This window comes from Nocardia brevicatena NBRC 12119 (genome assembly GCF_000308495.1).
In the GTDB taxonomy this organism is placed as follows: Bacteria; Actinomycetota; Actinomycetes; order Mycobacteriales; family Mycobacteriaceae; genus Nocardia; species Nocardia brevicatena.
On sequence record NZ_BAFU01000007.1, the window covers coordinates 45,835 to 70,291 of the forward strand.

Annotated in this window: 25 protein-coding genes and 1 riboswitch; of the genes, 13 read left to right on the top strand and 12 right to left on the bottom strand. The window is 68.3% G+C overall.

Annotated elements, in window-relative coordinates; genetic code table 11:
- Positions 1-262 precede the first annotated feature (262 nt).
- From ON20_RS01625 to ON20_RS01640, 4 genes are all read left to right on the top strand, one after another.
- Positions 263-1,891 (top strand): sensor histidine kinase, encoded by a 1,629-nt coding sequence (locus ON20_RS01625; protein WP_083864482.1) that lies wholly within the window; start codon positions 263-265, stop codon positions 1,889-1,891.
- A complete protein-coding gene (locus tag ON20_RS01630) occupies positions 1,888-2,562 on the top strand; it encodes a response regulator transcription factor (protein WP_040833027.1) in 675 nt (224 codons plus the stop codon). Before ON20_RS01625 ends, ON20_RS01630 begins: the two co-directional genes overlap by 4 nt.
- 68 nt (positions 2,563-2,630) lie before the next feature.
- Positions 2,631-3,086, top strand: a complete 456-nt coding sequence (locus ON20_RS01635) for an SRPBCC family protein (RefSeq protein ID WP_040833028.1) — start codon at positions 2,631-2,633, stop codon at positions 3,084-3,086.
- 56 nt (positions 3,087-3,142) lie between these two features.
- Complete coding sequence (locus tag ON20_RS01640; RefSeq protein ID WP_040833029.1) at positions 3,143-3,586, top strand: OsmC family peroxiredoxin; 444 nt, start codon at positions 3,143-3,145, stop codon at positions 3,584-3,586.
- Positions 3,587-3,645: 59 nt separating this feature from the next.
- Here the strand turns inward: ON20_RS01640 and ON20_RS01645 are convergent, their stop codons facing one another.
- The 3 genes from ON20_RS01645 to mhuD form a co-directional block, all read right to left on the bottom strand.
- Positions 3,646-4,428, bottom strand: coding sequence for a CbtA family protein (locus ON20_RS01645; protein ID WP_040833030.1), 783 nt, complete (start codon positions 4,426-4,428; stop codon positions 3,646-3,648).
- Positions 4,419-4,628: a CbtB domain-containing protein gene (locus tag ON20_RS01650; protein WP_040833031.1), complete on the bottom strand. Its 210-nt coding sequence runs from the start codon at positions 4,626-4,628 to the stop codon at positions 4,419-4,421. The genes ON20_RS01645 and ON20_RS01650 overlap by 10 nt, the downstream gene beginning before the upstream one ends.
- Before the next feature lie 30 nt (positions 4,629-4,658).
- Positions 4,659-4,810: riboswitch (cobalamin riboswitch) on the bottom strand.
- Positions 4,811-4,880: 70 nt separating this feature from the next.
- Positions 4,881-5,195 (bottom strand): mycobilin-forming heme oxygenase MhuD, encoded by a 315-nt coding sequence (gene mhuD / locus ON20_RS01655; RefSeq protein ID WP_040833032.1) that lies wholly within the window; start codon positions 5,193-5,195, stop codon positions 4,881-4,883.
- A gap of 469 nt (positions 5,196-5,664) precedes the next feature.
- Between mhuD and ON20_RS01660 the strand changes: the two genes are divergently transcribed.
- Positions 5,665-6,453 (top strand): alpha/beta fold hydrolase, encoded by a 789-nt coding sequence (locus tag ON20_RS01660; RefSeq protein WP_051161390.1) that lies wholly within the window; start codon positions 5,665-5,667, stop codon positions 6,451-6,453.
- 222 nt (positions 6,454-6,675) lie between these two features.
- Here the strand turns inward: ON20_RS01660 and ON20_RS01665 are convergent, their stop codons facing one another.
- Positions 6,676-7,593: an HhH-GPD family protein gene (locus ON20_RS01665; protein WP_051161392.1), complete on the bottom strand. Its 918-nt coding sequence runs from the start codon at positions 7,591-7,593 to the stop codon at positions 6,676-6,678.
- Positions 7,594-7,768: 175 nt separating this feature from the next.
- On the opposite strand from ON20_RS01665, the gene ON20_RS01670 reads away from it, so the two are divergent.
- A complete protein-coding gene (locus ON20_RS01670) occupies positions 7,769-8,392 on the top strand; it encodes a carbonic anhydrase (RefSeq protein WP_040833073.1) in 624 nt (207 codons plus the stop codon).
- A 116-nt stretch (positions 8,393-8,508) separates the two neighbouring features.
- Entirely contained in the window at positions 8,509-9,207 is a 699-nt protein-coding gene (locus ON20_RS01675) for a lipase chaperone (protein ID WP_040833033.1), read from the top strand.
- Between the two features lie 42 nt (positions 9,208-9,249).
- On the opposite strand, the gene radA is transcribed toward ON20_RS01675, so the two are convergent.
- Both radA and ON20_RS01685 read right to left on the bottom strand, forming a co-directional pair.
- Positions 9,250-10,617 (bottom strand): DNA repair protein RadA, encoded by a 1,368-nt coding sequence (gene radA, locus ON20_RS01680; protein ID WP_040833074.1) that lies wholly within the window; start codon positions 10,615-10,617, stop codon positions 9,250-9,252.
- A 229-nt stretch (positions 10,618-10,846) separates the two neighbouring features.
- The gene (locus ON20_RS01685) at positions 10,847-11,518 is read right to left on the bottom strand and encodes a copper chaperone PCu(A)C domain-containing protein (RefSeq protein ID WP_306306810.1); all 672 of its coding nucleotides are present in this window, start codon (positions 11,516-11,518) and stop codon (positions 10,847-10,849) included.
- Positions 11,519-11,942: 424 nt separating this feature from the next.
- On the opposite strand from ON20_RS01685, the gene carD reads away from it, so the two are divergent.
- The 6 genes from carD to ON20_RS01715 all read left to right on the top strand — a co-directional run bounded on the left by carD (position 11,943) and on the right by ON20_RS01715 (position 16,699).
- A complete protein-coding gene (carD, locus tag ON20_RS01690) occupies positions 11,943-12,431 on the top strand; it encodes an RNA polymerase-binding transcription factor CarD (RefSeq protein ID WP_011206964.1) in 489 nt (162 codons plus the stop codon).
- Positions 12,432-12,677: 246 nt separating this feature from the next.
- Positions 12,678-13,367, top strand: coding sequence for a 2-C-methyl-D-erythritol 4-phosphate cytidylyltransferase (gene ispD / locus ON20_RS01695; RefSeq protein WP_438803367.1), 690 nt, complete (start codon positions 12,678-12,680; stop codon positions 13,365-13,367).
- A 2-nt stretch (positions 13,368-13,369) separates the two neighbouring features.
- Positions 13,370-13,873, top strand: coding sequence for a 2-C-methyl-D-erythritol 2,4-cyclodiphosphate synthase (ispF, locus tag ON20_RS01700; RefSeq protein WP_040833076.1), 504 nt, complete (start codon positions 13,370-13,372; stop codon positions 13,871-13,873).
- 105 nt (positions 13,874-13,978) lie between these two features.
- Positions 13,979-15,385, top strand: coding sequence for a cysteine--tRNA ligase (gene cysS / locus ON20_RS01705; RefSeq protein ID WP_040833035.1), 1,407 nt, complete (start codon positions 13,979-13,981; stop codon positions 15,383-15,385).
- Positions 15,385-16,356: a 23S rRNA (guanosine(2251)-2'-O)-methyltransferase RlmB gene (gene rlmB / locus ON20_RS01710; RefSeq protein WP_040833077.1), complete on the top strand. Its 972-nt coding sequence runs from the start codon at positions 15,385-15,387 to the stop codon at positions 16,354-16,356. The genes cysS and rlmB overlap by 1 nt, the downstream gene beginning before the upstream one ends.
- Before the next feature lie 73 nt (positions 16,357-16,429).
- Positions 16,430-16,699 carry a DUF4190 domain-containing protein gene (locus tag ON20_RS01715; RefSeq protein WP_040833036.1) on the top strand — a complete coding sequence of 90 codons (270 nt, stop codon included), beginning with the start codon at positions 16,430-16,432 and terminating at the stop codon, positions 16,697-16,699.
- 11 nt (positions 16,700-16,710) lie between these two features.
- Here the strand turns inward: ON20_RS01715 and ON20_RS01720 are convergent, their stop codons facing one another.
- From ON20_RS01720 to otsB, 6 genes are all read right to left on the bottom strand, one after another.
- Positions 16,711-17,520, bottom strand: coding sequence for an enoyl-CoA hydratase/isomerase family protein (locus ON20_RS01720; RefSeq protein ID WP_040833037.1), 810 nt, complete (start codon positions 17,518-17,520; stop codon positions 16,711-16,713).
- 81 nt (positions 17,521-17,601) lie between these two features.
- The gene (locus ON20_RS01725) at positions 17,602-18,771 is read right to left on the bottom strand and encodes an acyl-CoA dehydrogenase family protein (RefSeq protein WP_040833038.1); all 1,170 of its coding nucleotides are present in this window, start codon (positions 18,769-18,771) and stop codon (positions 17,602-17,604) included.
- A 105-nt stretch (positions 18,772-18,876) separates the two neighbouring features.
- Positions 18,877-19,743 (bottom strand): metal ABC transporter permease, encoded by an 867-nt coding sequence (locus ON20_RS01730; protein WP_438803365.1) that lies wholly within the window; start codon positions 19,741-19,743, stop codon positions 18,877-18,879.
- Positions 19,743-20,777 carry a metal ABC transporter ATP-binding protein gene (locus ON20_RS01735; RefSeq protein ID WP_083864477.1) on the bottom strand — a complete coding sequence of 345 codons (1,035 nt, stop codon included), beginning with the start codon at positions 20,775-20,777 and terminating at the stop codon, positions 19,743-19,745. Before ON20_RS01735 ends, ON20_RS01730 begins: the two co-directional genes overlap by 1 nt.
- 38 nt (positions 20,778-20,815) lie before the next feature.
- Positions 20,816-21,706 (bottom strand): metal ABC transporter solute-binding protein, Zn/Mn family, encoded by an 891-nt coding sequence (locus ON20_RS01740; protein WP_051161395.1) that lies wholly within the window; start codon positions 21,704-21,706, stop codon positions 20,816-20,818.
- Between the two features lie 164 nt (positions 21,707-21,870).
- Complete coding sequence (otsB, locus tag ON20_RS01745; protein WP_040833040.1) at positions 21,871-24,444, bottom strand: trehalose-phosphatase; 2,574 nt, start codon at positions 24,442-24,444, stop codon at positions 21,871-21,873.
- Between the last annotated feature and the right edge of the window lie 13 nt (positions 24,445-24,457).

The window sequence follows — 24,457 nt, forward strand, 5'->3', positions numbered from 1 at the left end:
ACCCGGTATCCGCTCCGGCCGCCGACCGCTCGGGACAACCCTCCCGCCGAACGTCTTTCGGCACATCCGTCCACCGGCCTGTTCTCCGGTACGCCGCCACACGTACGACCGCGCGCCGATACCGAACGGCTTCGCGCGGCCCTCGGCTCCGAAAAAGGCGGTGGCGCAGGGGCCGATCGACAACCGGATGAAGAAATACGCGTGGTGACGGATGGCCGGACGCCTTCGGCCGCATAGGCTGGTTCAGGTGCGGAAGCTCGGGATGTCTGGTCGAGACCTGGTCGGGTGGGACGTGGGACCGGCGGTGGCCGTCGCCCTGGTTCAGGTGGTCGGCGCGAGAGCGGCCAACCTGCAACAGACCGGCGTGCGATCGCTGGACCTGTTCGGATATCTGCTGCTGCTGGCCGGCCCGGTCGCGTTGCTGTTCCGGCGTTATCGGCCGCTGTCGGTTCTGCTGGTCGCCCTGGGCGTCTGTATCGCCTTCGTATTCCTCGACTACGGGTACGGACCGGTTTTCCTGTCGCTGATCGTCGCGTTCCTCACCGCGGGGGTGCACGGTCCGCGCCGGTTCGGCTACCCGTTGATTCCGCTCGGTTATCTGCTGCTGGTGTGGCCTGTTCCGGCACTGTTCGGCCGACCGGTCGGGGTGTGGCAGGCAATCGGGCTGATGGCGTGGTTGATGGTGTTGGTCGGGATGGCCGAGGGTATTCGGCAGCGGCGCGCGGTGCTGGAGGCGCGCAGGCAGCGGGCCGAGGCCGCCCGCCGGTCCGCCCAGGCGCAGCGTCGGCGTCGGGCCAGTGAAGAACGGTTGGCCATAGCCCGGGAGCTGCACGATGTGCTCGCGCACAGTCTTTCGCTGATCAATGTGCAGTCCTCGGTGGCCCTGGAACTGTTCCACACCAAACCGCAGCAGGCGGCGACGGCACTGGCCGCGATCAAGTCCACGAGCAAGGACGCGCTCGTCGATGTGCACGCACTGTTGCAGGCCATCCGCTCGGGTGCGCCCGTGGACGGCACCGCCGATGCGGACGACGATCGGTCGTGGGAGACGGACGACCGCTCCGACCCGGCTTCGGAGCCCGCATCCGGCCGTGGCCGACTGTTCGGCAAACGTCCGTACCGGGAAGAGCGCTCGTCCCGGGATCGGTCCCGGCGGCGGGATACGGACGGGCACGCCGCGGACGCCGGGGACAACGGCCCTACCGGGCGCCGACTGGTCGCGGTACCCGACCCCGTTCCCGGTCTCGCGCCCGGTCCCGCACGCGGCGGGGTGAACCGTCCCGCACCGGGTCCGGCTCCCCGCAGCCCTGCCCCCAGTATCGCCGACCTGGACGAACTGCTGCGGCATTCCCGCACCGCGGGATTGTCCGTGCACACCAAGGTCCTGGGGGACGCTCGTCCTCTGCCCAGCGTTATCGATATGACGGCGGCCCGGATCATCCAGGAATCGCTGACCAATGTGCTCCGGCACGCGCCGGGCGTGGAAGCCACGGTGACCGTGCGCTATTCCACCGAATCGGTGGACCTCACCATCGACAACACCCGGCCCGCCGGAAAGTCGGAGCGTTCCGGTTCCGGCGGCAACGGCATCATCGGTATGCGTGAACGTGCGCACGCCCTCGGCGGCGCGCTCACCGCGGGTCCACGCCCCAGCGGCGGTTTCCGAGTGGCCGCCCGCCTGCCGAGCCGTCCGCTCGGTGTGATCGACACATCCGGTCCCACAGGCGGGGCGCCTGGCCGGGACACAGGCGAGGCGGGATCCGCGGCGGGCGGTGCGGAATCCACCGAGGGCGATACCAGGGGCGCCGACGGCGTGGACATGCTGTCGGCAGGGCACGACACCGGCGCCGTCCCCGCGGATACGGACCCCCGGGACGCCGAGGTGCGATGAGTATCCGTGTCCTCGTCGCCGACGACCAGGCACTGGTCCGGGGCGGTTTCGTCGCCTTGCTCGACGCCCAACCCGATATCGAGGTGGTCGGCGAGGCCGACAACGGTGAACAGGCCATTCGGATGAGCCGGGCCCTGACACCCGATGTGGTCCTGATGGATATCCGAATGCCCGTCCTGGACGGGCTGGCCGCGACCCGCGCGATTGTCGACGACCCGGAATCGGCCCGGGTGAAAGTAGTGGTTCTGACCACCTTCGAACTGGACGAGTACGTATTCGAGGCCATGCGGGCCGGCGCCACCGGGTTTCTGGTCAAACACACCGAACCGGCCGACCTGGTGCGCGCCGTCCGGGTGGTCGCGGCCGGTGACGCGCTGCTTTCCCCCGGCGTCACCCGCCGCCTCATCGCCGAATTCTCCGCTCGCGCCAAACCGCCGCCGCCCGGAGTGACACCGGCGGTGTTCGACGACCTCACCGACCGGGAACGGGAAGTGCTGACCCTGGTCGCCGAGGGGCTCACGAACACCGAGATCGGCGAACGGTTGTTCATGAGCCCGGCCACGGCACGTACCCATGTCAGCCGTATCCTCACCAAACTCGACGCGCGCGACCGTACCCAACTCGTCGTGATGGCGTACGAATCCGGTCTGGTCCGTCCCGGATGGCAATGACCCGGTCCCCAACGGCCGGTCATCCCACTTCGCCCTGAACGGCGCGGTATACGCGCTAGGCTTTCCCGATGGTCGACCAGCAAGTGCGTATACCGGACCTGTCAGCACGGCCGTACGAGCTCACCGTGGAGCATGTCATGGCCGCTTCGGCATCGCTGTTATATCTGGCATGGACACGGGGTTTCGATATCTGGTTCGCCGAACCGGACTCGGTACGGATGCGCCCTGAGGTGAATGAACCCTTCTATTTCGAGACCCTGCACGAGGGCGCCCGGCAGCCGCATTACGGCCGGTTCCTTCGCCTGGAACCGGACCGTCTGGTCGAGATGACGTGGGTGACCGGCGCGGGCGGTACCGAGGGAGCCGAGACCGTGGTGACGGTGCAGTTCATCAAACAGCCGCGCGGTATCCGGCTCCGCCTGCGCCACAGCGGTTTTGCGAGTGAACAGGCGCGGGACCGCCATCGCGAGGCATGGCCCGCCGTGCTGGAGCGGCTCGATCGGCGTACGGCTGTGGCCGGCTGATCCGGACGAGTACGTTCATCGGTGAAGGCGAACACAACATCTGCGAAAGGATCGTGATGCCAACACGTACCGCGCGTACCGCATGGACCGGTGGCCTGCAGGACGGCTCCGGCCAAGTCGACCTGGCCAGTTCGGGGGTCGGCAAGTACGACGTGTCGTTCCCCAAGCGTACGGCCGACAACGCCGACGGCACGACCAGCCCGGAGGAGCTGATCGCCGCCGCCCATTCGTCCTGCTACGCCATGGCGCTGTCCGCCGAGATCGGCCGAGCGGGGGGCACCCCGCAGAGCCTCGACGTCACCGCCGCGGTGACGCTGGGCCCCGATCCGGCCGGGGGATTCCGGATCAGCGGTATCGACCTGACCGTTCGTGGCCGGGTCACCGGACTGGACGCCGACGGCTTCGCCGCCGCGGCCGAGGCCGCCAAGGCCGGCTGCCCGGTGAGCAAGGCGCTGGCCGGGGTGGACAACATCGGACTGGACGCCGCGCTCGAATCCTGAACTGTTGTCCGGGCTCTCGCGCCGGCGAGAGCCCGGACAACGAGCCGCGGCTTCGGAGATCAGGCCGTGGTGGCGGGTTCGTGAACCGGGGTCCGGCTGCGAGCGGCCCATTCGGTGAGTCCGGCATAGACCAGGCCGAGAGCGGCCCACAATGTCGTCGACACCGACAACGATGCGACGCGGAACTGCCACAGCAAAGTCGCCGGGAAATCGTCGCCCACTTCGTTCACCCCGGGTAGCAGGATGTAGCCGAGCGCGGTGACCAGGACGAATATCGCCATCGCCGCGATCAGGCGCACGGTTTCCGACTGCACGGACAGCAGTTTCCACACCCACACCCCGGCTCCGACGGCCACCAGACCCAGGAGTACGGCGGCCACCCACAGCAGTGTCCGGTCGTTGATGGTCTCCGGATCGCCGACGGCCGGGGGGTTCGCCGGGTATTTGAAGAACGGCACCGCGACGATGGCGGCCCAGCCACCGATACCGAGCACGAGCGCCAGGCGGTTACCCGGCAAGGTGGTGTGGCGGCGGGCGATATGCGCGACCGCGGCGAAGATCGCCCCCAGCGCCATCCCGGCCAGACCTGTCGCCAGGAACTGGCCGACCTTCTGACCGGTGCGGCCGACCAGAGGTTCTTCCTCGCCGCCGTGGGTGTGCCCGGCGTGCGATTCGGCAACGGCGCCGTGACTGTGGCCGCCCGCGGATTCCTCGATGGCGATCGCGGCGTCCACCTTCGGTTCGCCCACGAAATAGCCGACCGTACCGGCCAGCAGCCCCGCCAGAAAACCGGCGAGCAAACCGCGAAGCAGCAAAGAAGTGAGCGATCCGATCAATGGCACGGAAGCCCCAGCAGATGCCGTCCGTCGTGCATCAGCTCGTGCAGGTACATACCACTGCGGGAGACGGCGCCCTGATCGAACCCGACCAGGTACAGCGTGAGCAATGCCAACAAGACGACACCGACCGTGACCAGGACGGTCACCAGGGAATCCGTAACGGGAGCGGGAAGCGCTCGGCTCTGGGGGTGTGCGATGGTCATAATCCGGTCCTCCTCGGAACACGCGTCCTGTCGAGTCCATGCGAGGGTGCCGGTGTCTGGCTATCCGACACCCCGATCGGGTGACTGGAATACAGTGGCGCGACCGCTCCGGAGTCTCACCGGATTACCGCATCACCTTCGCGTTTGTCCTTCGAACTGTGACACCCGCGCCCGGTAACAGTCAATACGCACCCGCCTTCGACCCGGCGCGGCACATGCGGCGGACACTGTGGCCGGCGCACGACCCGGCGGTCAGGAAGCGGACTTGCCCGCGACGTCCAGAACGACTTCGAACTCCAGCAGCGAGGCCCCGGTGGCGACCGGCTTGTTCTGCTGTCCGGCGTGGGCTTCCTTGGCCGGCCCGTCCCGCCACGCGGCGAACGATTCCTCCGAATCCCACTGTGTGACCACGAAATACCGGTTCTCACCGGCCACCGGGCGCAGCAGCTGGAAACCGAGGAAACCGGGGGAGTTCTCCACGGCGTGTGCGCGGTGGGCGAACCGCTTCTCGAGTTCCGGTCCCGCGCCCTCGGGGACCTCGATCGCATTGATCTTCACAACGGTCATACCCCGAGCTTAGGGCTCTGTCTGATTGCGCCGCCAGAGGCGGCCCGGGGTTGCTGTGTCCGATTGCGCCGCCTGGCGGCGGCGCGGGGTTGCGGCCCTGGCGGGTCTCGCGTTTCAGCGCCCGAGACTCGTGCCTTCGGCACATGCGCTTCGGGCGCTGAAACGCGAGACGGGCCGCAACCCTTTGTGGTTTCGTGACCTTGGGTTTTTTCTTCTGGGTGTCGCCGTTGCGTGATGTCGCTGCGGTCCGTCCACGCCCGGGGCCGGCTGTGTTGGGCGAGTCACGTTCAACGGTGCTGTCGGGGTTCTCATGGCTCGGGCTTTCCTCTCTGCGTGAATTCGTCGGTGCGAATCGCTTCGGTCGGGACGGGCCCGCTCGTCGGGTGAGCTGATCCGTGAAGGTGTCGTTGGCGCCGGCTGGGGGGTGGGCCGAGGATTTGTGGGCTTTGTGCGGTAATAGACTCGGTCCGTGTTGCACGACGAAGGTGGGGTGGGTGCCCCCATTCTGTTGTTGCACGGTCTGATGGGGAGTTCGCGCACGTGGGGGGATCACCTGGACTGGTTGCGCGGGTACGGGCATGTCCACACCTTCGACGCCGCCGGGCACGGCCGCCCGGCTCCCGACGAACTCACCACCGAGGCCTTCGTGGCGGATCTGGCCGCCGCCACCGCGGAGCTGGCCGCACCGATGACGGTGGTCGGCCATTCCATGGGCGGTCTGCACGGCTGGGTTTTCGCCGCCCGTCACCCCGACCGGGTCCGGGCCCTGGTTGTCGAGGACATGGCCCCGGATTTCACCGGCCGCACCGCCGCGAACTGGGCCGCCGTGATCGAGGCCTGGCCGCAGCCGTTCCCCGACGCCGACACGGTGCTGGACTTCTTCGGCCCGGTGGCGGGCCGGTATTTCCTGAACTCCTTCGCGCACGGCCCCGACGGCTACCGTCTGCACGGTTCGATTGCGACCTTCCGCGATATCTCCGAGGAATGGGGCGGTCGCGACTTCTGGTCCGAATGGCGGGCGGTGCGTGCGCCCACCCTGCTCATCGAGGGGGAGCACACCATCACTCCGCCGGGCCAGATGCGCCTCATGGTCGAGCGGAATCCGTGCGCCGAACATGTCCTCATTCATGACGCGGGACATCTGGTGCACGACGATCGGCCCGCGCGTTACCGCGCGGAGGTCGAGCGTTTTCTGACCCGGGTGCTGCCGAAGCGCGAAGCGCCGATCCCGACGCTCGAGGGATACGGTCGGGAGTGAGTCCGTCGACGGCCTGGCCAGGACCGTAGGAGAAGTGAGATCACGCTCGAGGCAGGCTGCATGCGCGGTGGCCCGACAGCAAATGCGCGGTCCGGGGGATGTGGCCGGGTGCGGCTCGTCGACAACCCGCGTGTGATCGGAGCCGAGACGGGCGTTACGCCAGGTGAGTGCTGCCGGCCCGTGACTGCGTCGCGGGCCGCCCCCGGGTGGGGTCGGGCGGGTTCACGCCTGGCCGGCCTCTCCTGCCAGGGCGAACAGGCCGTCCTCGGTCTGCTCCACGAGACCGTCCACCAGCAGCGAATCCAGTGCCCGGTCACGCTGGCCGGGGTCGCGCGTCCAGGCCAGGTCCAGGCGCACCCGTTCCACCGGTCCGGAGGCCGCGCGCAGTACGTCCAGGAGGCGGCCGCGGGCCTGGCGGTCGGTGCCGTCGTATTTCTGGGTGCGGCGGACCGACTGCCCGGCCGGACGGCCCGCCGTCACCCAGGCGCAGCGGGGTAGCGGGCAGCGGTCGCAGCCGGGGGTGCGGGCGGTGCACACCGTGGCACCGAGTTCCATGAGCGCGGCCGAGAACACCGCCGCCCGATCGACCTGCGGAGGCAGCAGGGCCTCGGTTTCCCGCAGGTCGCGGGCGGATGGATTGCCCGCCTCGGCTCGTCCGTGTACCGCGCGGGCGACCACCCGACGGACATTGGTGTCCACCACCGGCACCCGCCGACCGTAGGCGAAACAGGCGACGGCTCGAGCGGTGTAGGCGCCGATACCGGGGAGGCCGAGCAGAATCTCCACCTCGGCGGGCACCTCGTCGCCGTGCTCGGTGGCCAGCACCTGAGCACATTCGTGCAGTCGCAGCGCGCGGCGCGGATAGCCCAGCTTCCCCCAGGCGCGCAGCACCTCACCCGGCGTGGACGCGGCCATGGCCGACGGCACCGGCCAGCGTGCCACCCATTCCCGCCAGACCGGTTCCACTCGGGCGACCGGGGTCTGCTGCAGCATGATCTCGCTCATCAGGATCTGCCAGGCGCTCACTCCGGGGCGTCGCCAGGGCAGATCGCGGGCGGTGCGCCGATACCAGTCCACCAGTATGTCCACGTCCACGGCGGCCTCGGTCCCCGCGATCTCCTCGGTCTCTGTATGACTCATCCTGTTTCTCCCGCGCCTTGCCTTGCCCATCGTCGTCGCTCGCGGTGCGACCATGTGTCCCGCTTGCGTGCCGTTCGCCCTCACCATTTCGATATCGCCGATGCCGGGCGGTATTTGCCGCGCCGTAACAACGCCGACGCGGGGGCCCGGCAGGGATACGTGCAAAATGGACACTATGCCTCAATCCAACCCGGTCAGTGCCTGGAAGTCACTTCGCGAAGGCAACGAGCGCTTTATGAACGGTGCGCTGCTGCATCCTAGCCAGGGCGCCGCCGACCGCGCCAAGCTCGTTGCCGGACAGAGCCCATCGGCGGTTCTGTTCGGTTGCGGGGATTCTCGGGTCGCGGCGGAACTCATCTTCGACCAGGGGCTCGGCGATATGTTCGTGGTGCGCACCGCCGGACATGTCATCGACTCCTCGGTGCTGGGTTCCATCGAATACGGCGTCGGGGTGCTGAAGGTGCCCCTGATCGTGGTGCTCGGCCACGACAGCTGCGGAGCCGTCAAGGCCACCCTCGACGCGCTGGACGGCGGCGAGGTGCCGGGAGGTTTCATTCGCAGCATCGTCGAGCGGGTCACGCCGTCCATGTTGATCGGCCGCCGCGAGGGCCTGTCCAGCGTGGACGAGCTGGAGGCCCGGCATGTCGTGGAGACCGGGCGGCTGCTCATGCAACGGTCGATGATCATCTCCCAGCGGGTCGCGACCGGTGAATGCGCGATCGCCTGTGTGACCTACAAGCTGGCCGAAGGCCAGGTGAAACTGCACAAGGTGGTCGGCAATATCGGTGAGGTCGCCTGAGCGCGATCTCGGTGCGGATGCCCGGGGCCGGGCCAACGGCGACGTGTGGACGTGCTACGGTCCGACACGCCGTGCCCCTGAGTGGCGCCGCTCGTCGGTGCGCTTACCGTTGAACCGTGCTGGAACCGACTGGACCGCTGCCGCCGGAGATCTATTGGCGGCGTCGTGTTTTTGCCATCGGAATCTTGGTTGTCGTGCTCGCGCTGGTGATCTGGCTGGTGGTCGCGATATCCCGCGGTGGTGACACATCCGGTGAGACGCCGGCGGCGGCGGCCTCGTCCACCGGGACGGAAAAGCCGACGGTGACGTCGGCCCGCTCCCCGGCCCCGAGTACGGCTCCGTCCAAGACGGAGGCGGCCGGGTCGAGGGAGCCGAGCAAACCGTCGGGTACCGCCCCGAGCGGCGATGCCCCGATCGCGGAGGGGCAGTGTCCGGACCAGTCGCTGGCGGTGAAGGTGACCGTGGAACAGCCCACCTACCGGGTCGGGGAACAGCCGGTCTTCGGGGTCGTGATCACCAATATCTCGTCCGGGGCCTGCACCCGGGACATGGGTTCCGGGTTGCAACGGGTCGCGGTGTACTCCCTCGACGGGAAAGAGCAGCTGTGGGCCAGTACCGACTGCTATCCCGACGGCGAGCCCGATGTTCGGACACTCGACCACGGCGAACAGGCGGCCTTTACGGTGACGTGGTCCGGCTCGACCTCGCAGCCGGGATGCGAGGGCGATCGTCTGCCGGTACCGGCCGGCGCCTACCACGTCGTCGCGCAGCTGGGGACGGTCCGCAGCGCCCCGGAACCGTTCAATCTCGCCTGAGAGCCATCGCCGGAGAGAGCCGAACGCGACGGTACTCGATCGTCACGATTTCCGGGAGAGTCCCGCGAGGCGAATGGCCGTGCGGAGGGTGGGCGCCTCGTGGAGAGTCATGGGTGTGGACTTCGGGTCCACTCCCGGTGGCACGATGGCGGTGGTGAAGCCGAGCCGTTCGGCTTCGGCCAGTCGGCGTGCCGTGGAGGTGATCCGGCGGACCTCGCCCGCCAGACCGACCTCGCCCAGAATCACCCAGCCGGGGGGTAGCGCGGTATTGCGGGCGGCGCCGGTGACGGCCAGGGCCACGGCCAGGTCGGCCGCCGGCTCGACCAGGCGCATACCGCCGACCGTGGCCGCGTAGACGTCCTGTTTGCCGACGTAGAGCCCGCAGCGGCTCTGCAGGACCGCCAGGATCATGGCGACCCGGTTGTAGTCGAGCCCGCTGACCGCGCGGCGCGGCGCCGGGACCTGGGTATCCACGGTGAGGCCCTGGACCTCGCCGACCAGCGGGCGTTTGCCGTCCATGGCGACGGTGACGGCCGTGCCGGGTACCGATTCGGTGCGGTGGTGCAGGAACAGACCGGACGGGTCGGTGACGCAGGTGATGCCGTCGTCGTGCAGTTCGAAACAGCCCACCTCGTCGGCGCTGCCGAAGCGGTTCTTGATACCGCGCACCATGCGCAGGGTCGAGTTCTTGTCGCCCTCGAACTGCAGCACCACGTCGACGAGATGTTCCAGGGTGCGTGGACCGGCGACGGCGCCGTCCTTGGTGACGTGTCCCACCAGCAGGACCGCGATACCGCTTGCCTTCGCCAGCGAGGTCAGCGCCGCGGTCACCGCGCGTACCTGGGTCACGCCCCCGATCACCCCGTCGGTGTCGGCGGCGAGCATGGTCTGCACGGAATCGACCACCAGCAGGGTGGGCCGAACCTGCTCGACATGGCCGAGGATCACCGACAGGCCGGATTCCGCCGCCAAGTACACCCGTTCGTGTACTGCGCCGGTCCGGTCCGCGCGTAGCCGCACCTGTCCGGCCGACTCCTCGGCGGTGACATACAGCGACCGTTCGTCGCGCTGCTGCGCCCAACGGTGCGCGACCTCGAGCAGCAGAGTGGACTTGCCGACGCCGGGTTCCCCGGACAGCAGTACCACCGAACCCGCGACGATCCCGCCGCCGAGCACCCGGTCCAACTCCGACACTCCGGTGGGTCGTGCGATGGTGCGCTGCGAATCGATACGAGTGATGGGCGCCGCCGCCGTACTCGGCAGCATGGCGCGCCGTCCGGCGGGCGCCGCGGCCGCGGGCGCGACCTCCTCGACCGTCCCCCATGCCCCGCAGTCGGGGCATTTGCCCACCCATTTCGCGACCTCGTGCGCGCATTCCGAGCACCGGAAGACCGGTTTGTTCTTCGTCACCGCCACAGGCGCACCCTACGCAGTTCCTCCGACAACTTCGGACCGGCTCGATAATCGTTTCGAGCCGCTCTCAACCCTTGACTCTCTTCGGCGCGCGCCGAAGCCGGTGGCCGTTCATCGACGACAACGGCTGCCGCACGACAAGTGTGCGGCAGCCGTTGGTCAGGTGATGCGATGCCGAGGAACGGTTCGCCGAACGTCGGTGAACCGGTTCACCGACGGGGCCGGGTCAGTGGCCCGCGCCCAGCGGCCCTTCGGTGCTCTGGGACAGATCCGATTCGTGCCGCGACAGTTGAGTGCCCGCGTCGACCGGAACCTGCATCTGGACGGTTCCGTTCTGCTTGAAGTTGAACGACACCGAGTAGGTCAGGCCCGGTGCGATATCGCTGGTCAGTCCGGTGACCTCGATGAGCGCTGTATCGACGGGGTGCGTTTCGGGCTGGTCGGCGGCCTGCTCTCCCCCGGCGCGCGCGTCCTCCACCGCGGAAGTGTTCTTCGGGGCCGAGACCACGGTTTCCTGAGGGGCGATCTGCAGCTTGCCGCCCTTGGGCGGGGTGATCTGTACCGAGCCGATATCGGTGGTGATGCTGGTGAGCTCGTCGGGCACCGTCGCGCTGTTGTTGACGAATGCCAGCGCGAGGACCGCCTTACCGCCCCGGGCGTTGGTGTAGCCCTCGGACGGCGGGTGCACGATGTGCACATTGCGCAGGGAGATCTCGCCGATATCGGCGACATTGCCATTGATGGCCGCTGCCTGGCCGGCGGTCTGCGAGATCTGGCCGGCGCTGCATCCGGACAGGGCGAGCGCCGCACCGACGGCGAGCGCGGCGACCGTCACCATGCGACGCCGCGGGGTCGTCCTGGCCGGGCTCGCGGCAGTCACAGCTTTCAGGGCAGTCACGGGTTGTCCTCCATGTCCGAGCGGGCTCACTCCACTAGGGACTGTAGTAGTTGCCGCTCGGGGCGGAACGCCCCGGGAGGCGTAAGGGGGATTGCGCGGGGCCGCCGGGCGGTTGTCCGGCTACCATTTCGCAGGTGTGGTGACCCCTGCACTGTAGTTGCGGAACGCGGTCGAGTGGTTCCGCAATGCCCATGGGCGGGTAACGATTCGGCACGGGACAATCGGGTCGGTGATGGTGCGGGCGGGCTCCGTCGGAGTGGTCGGAATTGCCAGGTCGGTTGGTTGTTCAGGGGCGACGCGTTGCATACGGATCCGGTTCTGTCAAGCCCCAACACGGGCTCGTTGTGGCCCTGACCAGCACAGTTGATCGCGCCGTTATCGAGTCGCATGTTAAACTGTGAACATCGAAAGGGGCACGGGACACATGATTTTTAAGGTCGGAGACACCGTCGTTTACCCCCACCACGGAGCGGCGTTGATCGAAGCAATCGAGACTCGCACCATCAAGGGTGAGCAGAAAGAGTATCTGGTCCTGAAGGTTGCACAAGGCGACCTTACTGTTCGGGTTCCCGCGGAGAATGCGGAGTACGTCGGCGTCCGCGACGTCGTCGGCCAGGAGGGTCTCGACCGAGTCTTCCAGGTGTTGCGCGCACCGCATACCGAGGAGCCCACCAACTGGTCCCGTCGTTACAAGGCCAACCTGGAGAAACTCGCCTCGGGCGATGTGAACAAGGTGGCCGAGGTCGTCCGTGACCTGTGGCGCCGGGAGCAGGACCGCGGTCTGTCCGCGGGCGAGAAGCGCATGTTGGCCAAGGCGCGGCAGATCCTCGTCGGTGAGCTCGCGCTCGCCGAGGGGACCGACGACGGCAAGGCCGAGACGCTGCTCGACGAGGTTCTCGCCGCGGCTTCCTGACCACGGAACGTAGCGCACGGGCCTCTGCCTACAGGCGGGGTCGGCGCGTCTGGTACGCTCCAAGGCTGTCGCCGCCGGGCCGGTGGAGACATGAAACGCCTGCGGAGTGGACGTGAGACTGTGCAGGGCTTGCCCTTCCAGCTGTCTGCGGTGAAACAGGAAACCCAACTCGCAAGGGTTGGGGCCCCCTCCCTGAAAGGAGGGGAGGAGGTCGATGTGCACGAACAAGACGGCCCTGGCCGTACTATTGGGCCCGTCATTGCGCTAGTGCCTGCCGCCGGTCGCGGCGTGCGTCTGGGTGCAACCGAACCCAAGGCGTTCGTCGCTGTCGGCGGCAGACCCATGCTCGGGTTGGCCGTGGATGGGTTGCTCGCTACCGGCATGATCGACCAGGTCATCGTCATGGTTCCCGCCGAGCTGGTCGACCGGGCAGTTGCCCTGCTGCCTCCCTCCCCCTTGGTACGGGTCGTCGTCGGTGGTGTCGAACGTATCGATTCGGTGCGGGCCGGTCTGGCCGCGGCGGCCGACGCCGGTTATGTCCTCGTTCACGACGCCGCACGCGCGCTCACCCCGCCCGATCTCATCGCCCGGGTGATTGCGGAGCTACGTGCCGGACATCCGGCCGTGGTCCCCGTGCTGCCCGTGGTCGATACGGTCAAATCCGTCGACCGGGCCGGGACCGTCACCGGCACTCCCGATCGCGCCACCCTGCGCGCCGTGCAGACTCCCCAGGGCTTCGCCGCCGATCTGCTGCGCACCGCCTACGCGACCCCCGGCATCGCCACCGACGACGCCGGCCTGGTGGAGCAGTTGGGTGTCCCGGTGCGCACCATCCCCGGCGACCCGCTCGCTTTCAAGATCACCACCCCGTTGGATCTGCGCCTCGCCGATGCCGTCCTCACCGCGGCCGACTCCTCGGTGGTGGGAAATCTATGACCATGCGCGTCGGCATCGGCACCGATGTCCACCCCATCGAGCCCGGCCGTCCCTGCTGGATGGCGGGCCTGCTGTTCGAGGGTAACGACGGCTGTGCCGGTCACTCCGACGGTGATGTCGCGACGCACGCCCTGTGCGATGCCCTGCTGTCGGCGGCGGGCCTGGGTGATGTGGGCGCGGTCTTCGGTACCGGACGCCCGGAATGGGCCGGTGTCTCCGGTGCCGCCATGCTGAAAGAGGTCCGGCGGCTGCTCGACGAAGCCGGTTACGATGTGGTGAACGCGGCCGTGCAGGTCATCGGGAACCGGCCGAAGATCGGTCCGCGACGGGCCGAGGCCCAGCGGGTGCTCGGCGATCTGCTCGGCGCGCCGGTATCGGTATCCGGCACCACCAGTGACGGGCTCGGACTCACCGGTCGGGGCGAGGGGATCGCCGCGGTGGCCACCGCGCTGCTGCACTGTACCGGCCGGTCCGCAGCCTTCCAGGCGTCGGCCTGCGCACCGTAGAGGTCGCGAAGCCGCTCGTCCTACGCTGATACCGCATCAACCGCCCTGCCCCATCCGCACCGCCCTGGCGAGTGCACTCATATACCAGAGCTAGGATCGACTGCCGTGACGCTGCGCCTGTTCGACACCGAGACACGGACCCTGCGTGATTTCACGCCCCTGGTCCCCGGTCACGCCTCGGTGTACCTGTGTGGCGCCACCGTCCAGGGCAGACCCCATATCGGCCATGTGCGCAGCGGTGTCGCCTTCGACGTGCTGCGGCGCTGGTTGTCCGCGGGCGGTCTGGACGCGGCGTTCATCCGCAATGTCACCGATATCGAGGACAAGATCCTCACCAAGGCCGCCGCGGCCGGCCGGCCCTGGTGGGAATGGGCGGCCACCCATGAGCGGGCCTTCGACGAGGCCTATCGGCAGCTCAATGTGCTGCCCCCCTCGGCGGAGCCGCGCGCCACCGGGCATATCACCCAGATGGTGGATTTGATGCAGCGGCTCATCGACCGCGATCACGCCTATGCCTCGGCCGGCAATGTGTATTTCGACGTATTGAGCTATCCCGAATACGGGCGGTTGTCCGGTCATCGGATCGATGATGTGCATCAGGGAGAGAGCGCGGGCGAGGGCAAACGCGACCCGCGTGATTTCACCCTGTGGAAAGCGGCCAAACTCGGGGAGCCGACCTGGCCGTCGCCGTGGGGACCGGGCCGGCCGGGCTGGCATCTGGAATGCTCGGCCATGGCCGAGTTCTATCTCGGCGCGGAATTCGATATCCATTGCGGTGGTATGGACCTGGTATTCCCGCACCATGAAAACGAGATCGCCCAGTCCAAGGCCGCCGGGCACGGTTTCGCCCGGTATTGGCTGCACAACGGGTGGGTGACCATGGGCGGGGAGAAGATGTCGAAATCCCTCGGCAATGTGCTTTCCGTGCCGAATGTCCTCGAGCGTGTCCGGCCCGTGGAATTGCGATATTACCTGGGCAGCGCGCACTACCGGTCCATGCTCGAATACTCCGACAAGGCGCTCGCCGACGCCGCGCAGTCCTATCAGCGGCTGGAGGCGTTCGTACGTCGGGTGGCCGAGCGCGGCGGCGAGGTCCCTGTCGGCAAATGGACCGATGCCTTCGCCGCCGCCCTGGACGAGGATCTGGCGGTGCCCAAGGCGCTCGCCGAAGTCCACCATGTGGTGCACGAGGGCAACCGGGCCCTGGACGCGGGCGTCGTCGAGAGTGCGCGCGAACACGCGAGCCAGGTACGCGCCATGCTCGGCATCCTCGGTATCGACCCGCTGGATCCGCACTGGAACAGCGGTGCCGGTGACATCTCGGCCGCCACCGCGGCACTGGAGGTGCTGGTGGGCGCCGAACTGGAACGGCGCCAACAGGCCCGGGCGGCCAAGGACTGGGCCACCGCCGACGCGGTACGCAACCGACTGCAGGCGGCGGGTATCGAAGTGACCGACACGCCGAACGGCCCCGAATGGGCGCTGAGCACGCCGGTCGGGAAGGTGAACTGATGGCAGGGAATTCGCAGCGTCGCGGCGCGATTCGCAAGGGCGGCACCAAGAAGGGCTCGGTGGTCGGTTCCGGCGGTCAGCGCCGTCGCGGTCTGGAGGGACGGGGTCCGACACCGCCCGCCGAAATGCGCAAGAACCATCCGGCAGCTCGGCGTGCCGTAGCGAAAACACGTGCGGCGCAGGAGCATTCGGGTGGCAAGACGGGACGGCCGGCGGGCCGCAAGTCCGATGACGGGCCGGAGTTGGTGCTCGGCCGCAATCCCGTGGTGGAGTGTTTGCGCGCGGGCGTGCCCGCGACGGCGCTGTACGTCGCGGTGGGCACCGAGAACGATGAACGGCTGACCGAGAGTGTGCGCATCGCCGCCGAAACCGGTATTTCCATTCTGGAAGTGCCGCGCACCGACCTGGATCGGTTGAGCGCCAATGGATTACACCAGGGCCTTGCCCTACAGGTTCCGCCGTACCGGTACGCCCATCCCGATGATCTGCTCGTCCGGGCCGAGGAAAGCGGTCGGCCCGCCCTGCTGGTCGCGCTGGACAATATCTCCGACCCCCGCAATCTGGGTGCGGTGGTGCGTTCCGCTGCCGCTTTCGGCGGTCACGGTGTGCTGATCCCGCAGCGGCGCAGCGCCGGTGTCACCGCGGTGGCCTGGCGTACCAGTGCCGGCGCCGCGGCCCGGCTGCCGATCGCCCGTGCGACGAACCTCACTCGCACCCTGAAGGACTGGGCCTCCCATGGATTGCAGATCGTGGGTTTGGACGCGGGCGGCGACACCACGATCGACGAATTCGACGGCGCCCTGCCGACCGTCGTGGTGGTCGGTTCGGAGGGCAAGGGCCTGTCCCGCCTGGTGCGGGAAACCTGTGACACGGTGTTGAGCATTCCGATGGCGGGCCCGGTGGAATCGCTCAACGCGTCGGTGGCCGCCGGGGTGGTGTTGGCCGAGGCGGCCCGTCGGCGTCGCGCCTGAAAACACCGGAGCTTTGGCCGAATCCGTTCGGGGATGAACCGCAAAGCCGGTCAATCCCCGTAGAATTCGTCTGGTGGTGATACCCAATCAGCCCATCGGTCAGCCGGTCGAGCATCCGCACGCGACAATGGTGCTGGCCCTCGGGGCGGTCAGTCTGCTGTGCTGCGGGATAACCGGGCCGGTGGCCTGGGCGCTGGGCAAGCGGGCTCTCGACCAGATCGAGGCGTCCGGCGGCGCCTTCGGTGGTCGGACGCAGGTGGTCGTCGGCTTCACCCTGGGCGTGATCGGCACCATCCTGATGGTCATCATGGCCGTGCTGTACGTGCTGCTTCTGCTCGAATAGCGTGACGGAACTCAGCTGAGGCTGGGCTGTTCGGCCTTCTCGTCACCGTCCCACACGGGCCATTCGTCGTTGACCGAACCGGACCAGTGGGGCGGGCGCCGTTCCCGGAATGCCGCCATGGCCTCGTCGCCGTCGATCCCCTTGGCCACATGTTCGTTCAGCCGGGTCTCCAACCGGCCGACGACCCCCGGCTCCATTCCGATTCCTTCCCATAGCAGCCGCTTGGACAGCGCGACGCTCAGCGGCGCCGACCCGTTGGCGAGATCGTGCGCCACCGCCAGGGCGGTCGGTAGCACTTCGTCGGCGGGCAGACAGGCATTGGCCAAGCCCATGGCCTTGGCCTCGTCACCGTCGAAGGTGCGGCCGGTGAGCAGGATATCGGCGGCATTGGCGAGCCCGGCGAGCCTGGGCAGGGTCCAGTGCACATAGCCGTCGGCCAGCACGCCTCGGCGGACCTGACTCAGCGCGTAGACCGCGTCGTCGGCCATGTAGCGCAGATCACACTGCAGGGCCAGGGCCAGGCCGGCTCCGACGGCGTGGCCGTTGACCGCCGCGATCACCGGCTTGCGAACCCGGAAGGGCGGCGGGTCGAGGGCCGAGCCGGCCTCACCGGACCGATCGGACAGGTCGGCGCCGGCGCAGAACGCGGGCGGTGTTCCGGTGATCACCACGACGCGGATGGCGTCTTCGGTGTCACAGCGGCGCAGCGCCGCGCCGAGCTCCGCGGTCATGGCCGGGTTGAAGGCGTTCTGTTTGGCCGGCCGGTTGAGGGTGAGGACGGCGATGCCCGCGGAGACATCGACGAGCAGATCCGAACTCATGTCATGGATCGTAGACGGGTACGGATCCCTTCGTCCCGCCGGCGGCCGTGGGCCGGACCCCGACGGACGGCAATGCGCCGCTCACCGTAGAACTTTCCGCCCGATGGCGTATTTGTGCACTTCGGTGGGCCCGTCGTAGAGGCGGAAGGGGCGCATATCGCGGAAGATCATCTCCACCACGGTCTCGTCGCTGACGCCGATCCCGCCGAGGATCTGGACGCAGCGGTCGGCCACCTTGAACAGTTCTTCCGAGACGAAGGACTTGGCCATCGAGCTTTCGTGCCGCGCCTTCTCGCCCTGGTCCATCGGCCAGCAGGCGTGCCAGATGGTCAGGCGACACTGGTGCAGGGCGATCTCGTTGTCGGCGATCATGAACGATACGCCCTGGTGTTCGCCGAGTGGCTTGCCGAACGCGGTCCGGGTCTTGGCATGCGCGACGGCGATGCTTTGCGCCCGTTCGGCCGCGCCCAACCAGCGCATACAGTGGGTGAGCCGGGCGGGGGCCAGCCGCAGCTGGGCATAGCGCAGGGCCTGCCCCGCCTCGCCGAGCAGTGCTTCCTCGGGCAGGGTGAGTTTGTCGAAGCGGACCACGCAGTGCCCGGCCACATAGTTGCGGTCCATGGTGTTCATGGTGCGTTCGATGACGATCCCGGGCCGGTCGCCGTCGCAGAGGAACAGGGTCGGGCCCTTCGGCAGGTGCGGGTTCTGTTCGAGCCGGGCCATGATGATCCAGGTCTTGGCGCCGTTCGCACCGGTGATGAGCCATTTGCGGCCTTCGATGGTGAAGTTCTCGCCATCGAAGGTGGCGGTGGTGGCCAGTTGGTCGGGGTCGGAGCCGGCGCCGTCGGGTTCGGTCATGGCGAACACCGACCGCCGGTGGCCCGCGATCACCGGGACCAGGTAGCGCTGTATCTGTTCCGGATCGGCGATCTTGGACAGCAGGAACATATTGCCCTCGTCGGGGGCGGCGCAGTTCATGGCGACGGGGCCGAGGGTGGACCAGCCCGCTGCTTCGTAGAGAACGGCCTGTTCCACATGGGTGAGTCCACGCCCGCCCAGTTCCACCGGGGCCTGGATGGTGAGCAGCTTCTCCGCGCGGGCGAGCTCGACCAGTTCCCGGCGCAGTTCGTCGTTCGGGCCATGGGAGGTGAGCCGGGGGTCGCGCTCGTAGGGCACGATCTTGTCGGCGACGAACCGGCGGATCCGATCACGTTCGGCGGCGAGGTCGGCGGGAACCGAGAAGTCGATCATCGGGGGTCACCTTTGCTCGGGGGCGGGCTGAAGCGAGCATACGGAACCGGCCCGGAATGACTGAAGGCAGCCGCCCGCAATAGATGGCTCCGCTCGAGACACGTCTCAGCGCACTCGGGCGACCTGCCGACGCCGGCTGCCGACCAGCCGGCAGCTCAGGTAGATCGCGAACGAGATGGTCGTGACGAAGGTCGACACCGGGGCGCCCGGTGCCAGCGAGAGCAGTATTCCGCCGACCGCCGACACCTCCGCGAAGACCACGGCGAGCACGGTGGCCCGCACCGGATCGGCGGTGAGTTGGGCCGCCGCGGCGGCCGGGGTGATCAGCAGGGCGAGCACCAGCAGGGCTCCGACTATCTGCACCCCGAACGCGGCGGTGACACCGAGCATCACCGCGAACACGATCGACAGTGCCCGCACCGGCACGCCGCGTGCCACCGCGACCTCGGGATCGGTGCTGGCGAACAGCAGCGGCCGGTAGATCACGGCCGCTACCGCGAGCACCGCCACGGTGCATGTGGCGAGCAGGGCCAGCCCATCGTATCCGACACTGACCACCTGCCCGGTGAGCAGCGAGAACTTCGAACCCGCGCGTTCGGGGCCGAGCCACAGGAACAACACCGACAGCCCCAGGCCGAACGACAGCACCACCGCGATCACCGAATCGCGTTCCCTGGCCCGGGTGCCGAGCACCCCGAACAGCACCGCCGCCACTACCGAACCGGCGATGGCGCCGGCCCCGACACCGATACCGGCCAGCAGCGCCGCCGCCGCGCCGGTGAGCGACAATTCGCTGGTGCCGTGTACCGCGAACGACATCTGCCTGCTGATGATCAGCGGCCCGATCACCCCGGCCAGCAGTCCGAGCAGCGCCGCCGCCGCGACCGCCTGCTGAACGAAGTCGTAGCCCAGGAGATCGAGGGTGGTCGTGATATCGAACATTCGCGTCACGACATCGGAGAGCTTGTCCATCAGCCACGCACCCGGTCGGTCTCGGCAATATCGTCGGGGTCGCGATGCGGGATACCCGGCTCGCCGTGACAGTGCGCGCCCGCGGCCCCGAGTGCGTCCATGGTGTCGCCGGTGCCGACCACGACCAGGCGGCCCCGGACCCGGAGCACATCGACCTCGGTCCGATACAGCTCGGACAGCACTGCGGAAGTCATCACCTCGTCCGGGGCGCCGATCCGGAACCTGCCGTCCACCAGATACAGCACCCGGTCCACCAGCGGCAGGACCGGATTGATCTCATGGGTGACGAACAGCACCGCCGTATCGTGTTCGCGGCGGCGTCGATCGATCAGTTCCGAAACCAGACGCTGATTGGCCAGGTCCAGGCTGAGCAGCGGTTCATCGCACAACAGCACCGACGGGTCGCCCACCAGCGCCTGCGCCACCCGCAGCCGTTGCTGCTCACCGCCGGACATACTCTCCAGCGGGGCGTCGGCGAAATTCTGGGCGCCGACAGCGGCGATGGCGGCCGCGACCCGACGGCGCCGCTCGGCCCGGCCGCGCAGTCCCAGACCCCAACGATGTCCGTCCACGCCCAGACCGACCAGGTCTGTTCCGCGCAGCTGAACCCCCGCGTCGATGGTGCGCTGCTGGGGCACATAGCCGATACCCGGATGCCCGGCCCGGGCGGGCGCCCCGGCGATCCGGGCGGTGCCCGCGGTCAGGGCCAGTTGACCGAGCAGAACCCGCAGCAGGGAGGTCTTGCCCGACCCGTTCGGGCCGAGGACGGCCAGGAATTCGCCCGGGGCCACCGTCAGGTCGAGGTCCCGCCACAGGGTGCGGTCCCCGAAGGACAGGGTGGCGGTGTCGAGTTGTACCGCGGGCCGCGGGTCCGTAGGGGCGGTGGTTCCCGCGGGTCGGGCGGCGGTCGGCGTCGAACCGTTCGAATCGGCGGCGAGGGAACCGCGGGCCGCTCCGTGCTCGTCGACCGCGGGTGCGGAGCCGTCGTCGACGGCCGGCCCGGCACCGCCCGCGCATGTGTCTGTCTCGCTCATCCGATCGATCCACTCCTTCCGGGTCGGCGCGGGCCGTATCAGCCGATGGCGGCGGCCAAGGCCTCCGCGTTCTTCTTCTGCCAGGTCACGAAGTCGAGGTCGGGCGGCAGCGTCTCGGTGACCTCGACCACCGGTATGCCCGCGGCGCCGGCCGCGGCGCGCAGGTCGCGGCTCACCGGGTCTTCGGTCTGTACGTTGTAGACCATGATCCGGACTTGGTCGGCGGTGATCAGGTCGCGGATCGCCGCGACGGAGGCCGGCGACGGATCGCTTTCCTGTTCGATGGCTTCCTGGTAGTCGTGCGGCGTTCGGTCCACCGTATCGGCGTCGCGGAGCAGGTAGTGCGCGAGCGGCTCGGTCTGCAGGACCGGGGTGCGCGGATGGTCGGCGGCGATTCCGTCGGTGATCGCACCGATCTCGGCCAGCCGGTCCCGCAGCGCTCGCGCTCGATCGGCGTAGGCGGCGGCGTGTTCGGGATCCAATGCGCCCAGTTCGCCGCCGATTCGTTCGGCGACCAGACCGACCGTTTCCATGTCGTACCAGACGTGCTCGTTCTCGTCGCCGGAAATGTCGTCGGCACGCAGTGCGACGGCCTCGACCGTAGGCTTGTCCCGGCCGGCCAGCGCCTTTTCGATGAACTCGTCGTAGTGGCCGCCGTTGTAGACGACCAGGTCGGCATCGCTGATCCGGGCCGATTCGACGGCCGAGGTCTCATAGGAATGCGGGTCGGCGGCGGGGTCGGTGATGATCGCCGATACGTCGGCGTCCGGTCCGGCGACGGTGGTGGCGATATCGGCCCACACATTGGTGGAGGCGACCACCGAGGGTTTATCGGATGTCTCGTCGGAACCGCCGCAGGCGACAAGGCTCAGGGAGGCGATCAGCCCCACGGTGACTCCGATAACGCCGCGGGCAAGATCGATACGCACGTGGGGTCCTACTTTACGCTAATGGAAACCGTTTCCGTTTTACTTTAGCAGGAGAGAAACGGACATTACGAACCGGTAGGTGTGACCACATTCATCGGTCCGGAGAGGCCGGGCCGTCGTGCCGGCCCGGCCTCTCCTACCAAGATTCGATCGAGCGGAGGCCGTCAGCCGACCAGGGCGTTGGCCGACTGGCCGAGCAACTGCGCACAGCGGAGCAGGCCCAGATGGCTGTAGGCCTGCGGGTGGTTGCCGAGCGAGCGCTCGGCCACCGGGTCGTACTCCTCGCTGAGCAGGCCGGTGGGGCCGGCGACGTCCACCAACTGCGCGAACAACGCCTCGGCATCGGAGCGCTTGCCGATCAGCAGATACGCCTCCACCAGCCAGGCCGCGCACAGGTGGAACCCGCCCTCGCCGCCGGGCAATCCGTCGTCGTGGTGGTACCGGTACACCGTGGAACCGCTACGCAGCTCCGCCTCCGTGGCCACGACCGTGGCCGCGAACCGCGGATCCGAGGCGTCGATCAGCCCGCTGAGCCCGATATGCAGCGTCGCCGCGTCCAGATCGGTGCCGTCGTAGGCGGCGGTGTAGGACTGGACATCGTCGTTCCAACCCTTGGTCTTCACCTCGTCGGCGATGGTTTCCCGCAGCTCCGGCCAGACGGGATCGATCTGCCGGCCGAACTTCTGCGCGAGGGTGATCGCCCGGTCCACGGTCAGCCAGCCCATCACCTTGGAGTAAACGTGGTGGCGCGGATTGCCGCGGATCTCCCAGATCCCGTGGTCGGGTTCCTGCCAGCGCCGCTGCACGGCCGACACCATGGCGTGCACCAGCTCCCAGTCTGCGTCCGGCAGCGCCGTATTCGGGTCGGTGATGCCCTTGCGCTCGCGAGCGTGCGCCAGATTGGCGATGAGATCCACGATGGGGCCGAAGACGTCCAACTGGACCTGCATATTCGCCGCGTTGCCCACCCGCACCGGCCGGGATCCGGCATAGCCGGGCAGCTGGTCGATAACCGCCTCCGGCGGCAGGGTCTCGCCGTAGATGGTGTAGAGCGGGTGCAGACGTTCCGGGCCGGGCAGGGTTTCCAGCACCCGGTGCACCCAGTCGAGATACCGCTCGGCCTCGCGCAGCGAACCCAACGAGACCAGCGCCGAGGCGGTGAGCGCCGCATCGCGCAGCCAGCAGTAGCGGTAGTCCCAGTTGCGCACCCCGCCGATATCCTCCGGCAGCGAGGTGGTGGCCGCGGCCAGGATGGACCCCGAGGGCTCGTGGACCAGGCCGCGCAGGGTGAGCGCGGAGCGTTTCATCAAATCCGGCTTCAGTACCGGCAGCTCCAGCTCCTCCGCCCATTCCAACCAGTAGGACTCGGCCTCGCGCCGCCGCTGCGGTTCGCTGATCGGCGCCGGGTTCAGATCATCGGTGCCGCAGCGCAACTCCAGTACGATCGGACCGTTCGACGGATCGATGATCGCGCGGGCCGAATCGTGGACGCCGTCGCTCTCGATCTCCCACTGGACACCGGGTGAGCGCAGCACCATCGGATCGTTGGTACCCCACACCCGCAGTCCGTCGAGCTCGATATCGATCGACACCTGCACCTGGCCGAATTCGGGCCGCGGCGCGAAGGTCACCACCGCCTGGGCGTCGCCGGTGATCACCCGGGTCAGGTCGGTGCGCTCGGCGTCGGTGTCGTGCGGCAGATAGTCGATGACCTGCAGTTTGGCCCAACGGGTTTCGACCGTCATGGTGCCGTCGATATAGCGCTGCGACAAGGGAAGTCCCGGGCGCAGCGGGCAAATGCCGAAATGTCCCGCGTCCGGGCCGCCCAGAAGGTGGGCGAAGACGGCGGCCGAATCCGGCTCCGGATGGCAGAACCAGGTGACGGTGGCGTCGGGGGTGAGCAGCGCCACCGAGCGCGGGCCGGCGAGCATGGTGAGCCGCTCGATCCGGGGCGCGCTGGCGCCGGCCAGCCAGGTGCGCCGCTCCTCGAGCAGGTAGGCCAGGGCACGGGACACCTCCTCGGTGGAGGCCACCCGGTATTTGGCCAGGCTCTCGCCATCCCCGACCTTGATACCGATATCCGGTCCGGACAGCACCCGGAACGCCTTCTCATCGGTGGCGTCGTCGCCGAAGAACACCGCGGCCGACGCGCCTTCCTGGTGTCGGATGGTATTCAGCGCAGCGCCCTTGTCGGTGGGCACGACGGCCAGTTCGATCACCGCCTTGCCCTCGGTCACCTGTACACCGACCCAACAGGCCGGTCCCTGGCGGGCCTGGGTCAGTGCGCGACGGCCGATCTCCGGGCCGGCGTTGCGGACGTGCAGCGCGACACTGGCGGGCTTGACCTCGACGCTGACCCCGGGATTCTCCGCGGCGATCTGGTTCAGTGTGGTGATGATCTCGCGCAGCAGTTGTTTGGCGTCGTTATCGATGGCGTGGACGAACCCGACGTCGAATTCGGAACCGTGGCTGCCGATCAGTTGCACCTCGACCGGCAGCCGTGACAAAGCCGCCAGATCACGTAGCGCGCGGCCGGAGATGACGGCCGCGGTGGTGCCGGACAACCCTGCCAGCGCGCGTAATGCGCGGACGGATTCTCCATGCGGATAGGCCTTTGTCGGATCGGACACGATGGGCGCGATCGTTCCGTCGTAATCCGATGCGACCAGTAGCCGTGGCACGCGTGCAACCGTCGACAGGGCACGACGAAGTTCCAGTGGCAAGTCCTGTGCGCTCACCGGGAAAGCGTAG

Coding starts and splice junctions, on each gene's coding strand:
- mhuD (WP_040833032.1), bottom strand. CDS start 5,195: ATGACCGTTGTGAAGATCAATGCGATCGAGGTCCCCGAGGGCGCGGGA.
- rlmB (WP_040833077.1), top strand. CDS start 15,385: ATGGCAGGGAATTCGCAGCGTCGCGGCGCGATTCGCAAGGGCGGCACC.
- carD (WP_011206964.1), top strand. CDS start 11,943: ATGATTTTTAAGGTCGGAGACACCGTCGTTTACCCCCACCACGGAGCG.
- ON20_RS01635 (WP_040833028.1), top strand. CDS start 2,631: ATGGTCGACCAGCAAGTGCGTATACCGGACCTGTCAGCACGGCCGTAC.
- ON20_RS01730 (WP_438803365.1), bottom strand. CDS start 19,743: ATGGACAAGCTCTCCGATGTCGTGACGCGAATGTTCGATATCACGACC.
- ON20_RS01735 (WP_083864477.1), bottom strand. CDS start 20,777: ATGAGCGAGACAGACACATGCGCGGGCGGTGCCGGGCCGGCCGTCGAC.
- ispF (WP_040833076.1), top strand. CDS start 13,370: ATGCGCGTCGGCATCGGCACCGATGTCCACCCCATCGAGCCCGGCCGT.
- ON20_RS01720 (WP_040833037.1), bottom strand. CDS start 17,520: ATGAGTTCGGATCTGCTCGTCGATGTCTCCGCGGGCATCGCCGTCCTC.
- ON20_RS01665 (WP_051161392.1), bottom strand. CDS start 7,593: ATGAGTCATACAGAGACCGAGGAGATCGCGGGGACCGAGGCCGCCGTG.
- ON20_RS01725 (WP_040833038.1), bottom strand. CDS start 18,771: ATGATCGACTTCTCGGTTCCCGCCGACCTCGCCGCCGAACGTGATCGG.
- ON20_RS01630 (WP_040833027.1), top strand. CDS start 1,888: ATGAGTATCCGTGTCCTCGTCGCCGACGACCAGGCACTGGTCCGGGGC.
- ON20_RS01650 (WP_040833031.1), bottom strand. CDS start 4,628: ATGACCATCGCACACCCCCAGAGCCGAGCGCTTCCCGCTCCCGTTACG.
- ON20_RS01625 (WP_083864482.1), top strand. CDS start 263: ATGTCTGGTCGAGACCTGGTCGGGTGGGACGTGGGACCGGCGGTGGCC.
- ON20_RS01640 (WP_040833029.1), top strand. CDS start 3,143: ATGCCAACACGTACCGCGCGTACCGCATGGACCGGTGGCCTGCAGGAC.
- ON20_RS01670 (WP_040833073.1), top strand. CDS start 7,769: ATGCCTCAATCCAACCCGGTCAGTGCCTGGAAGTCACTTCGCGAAGGC.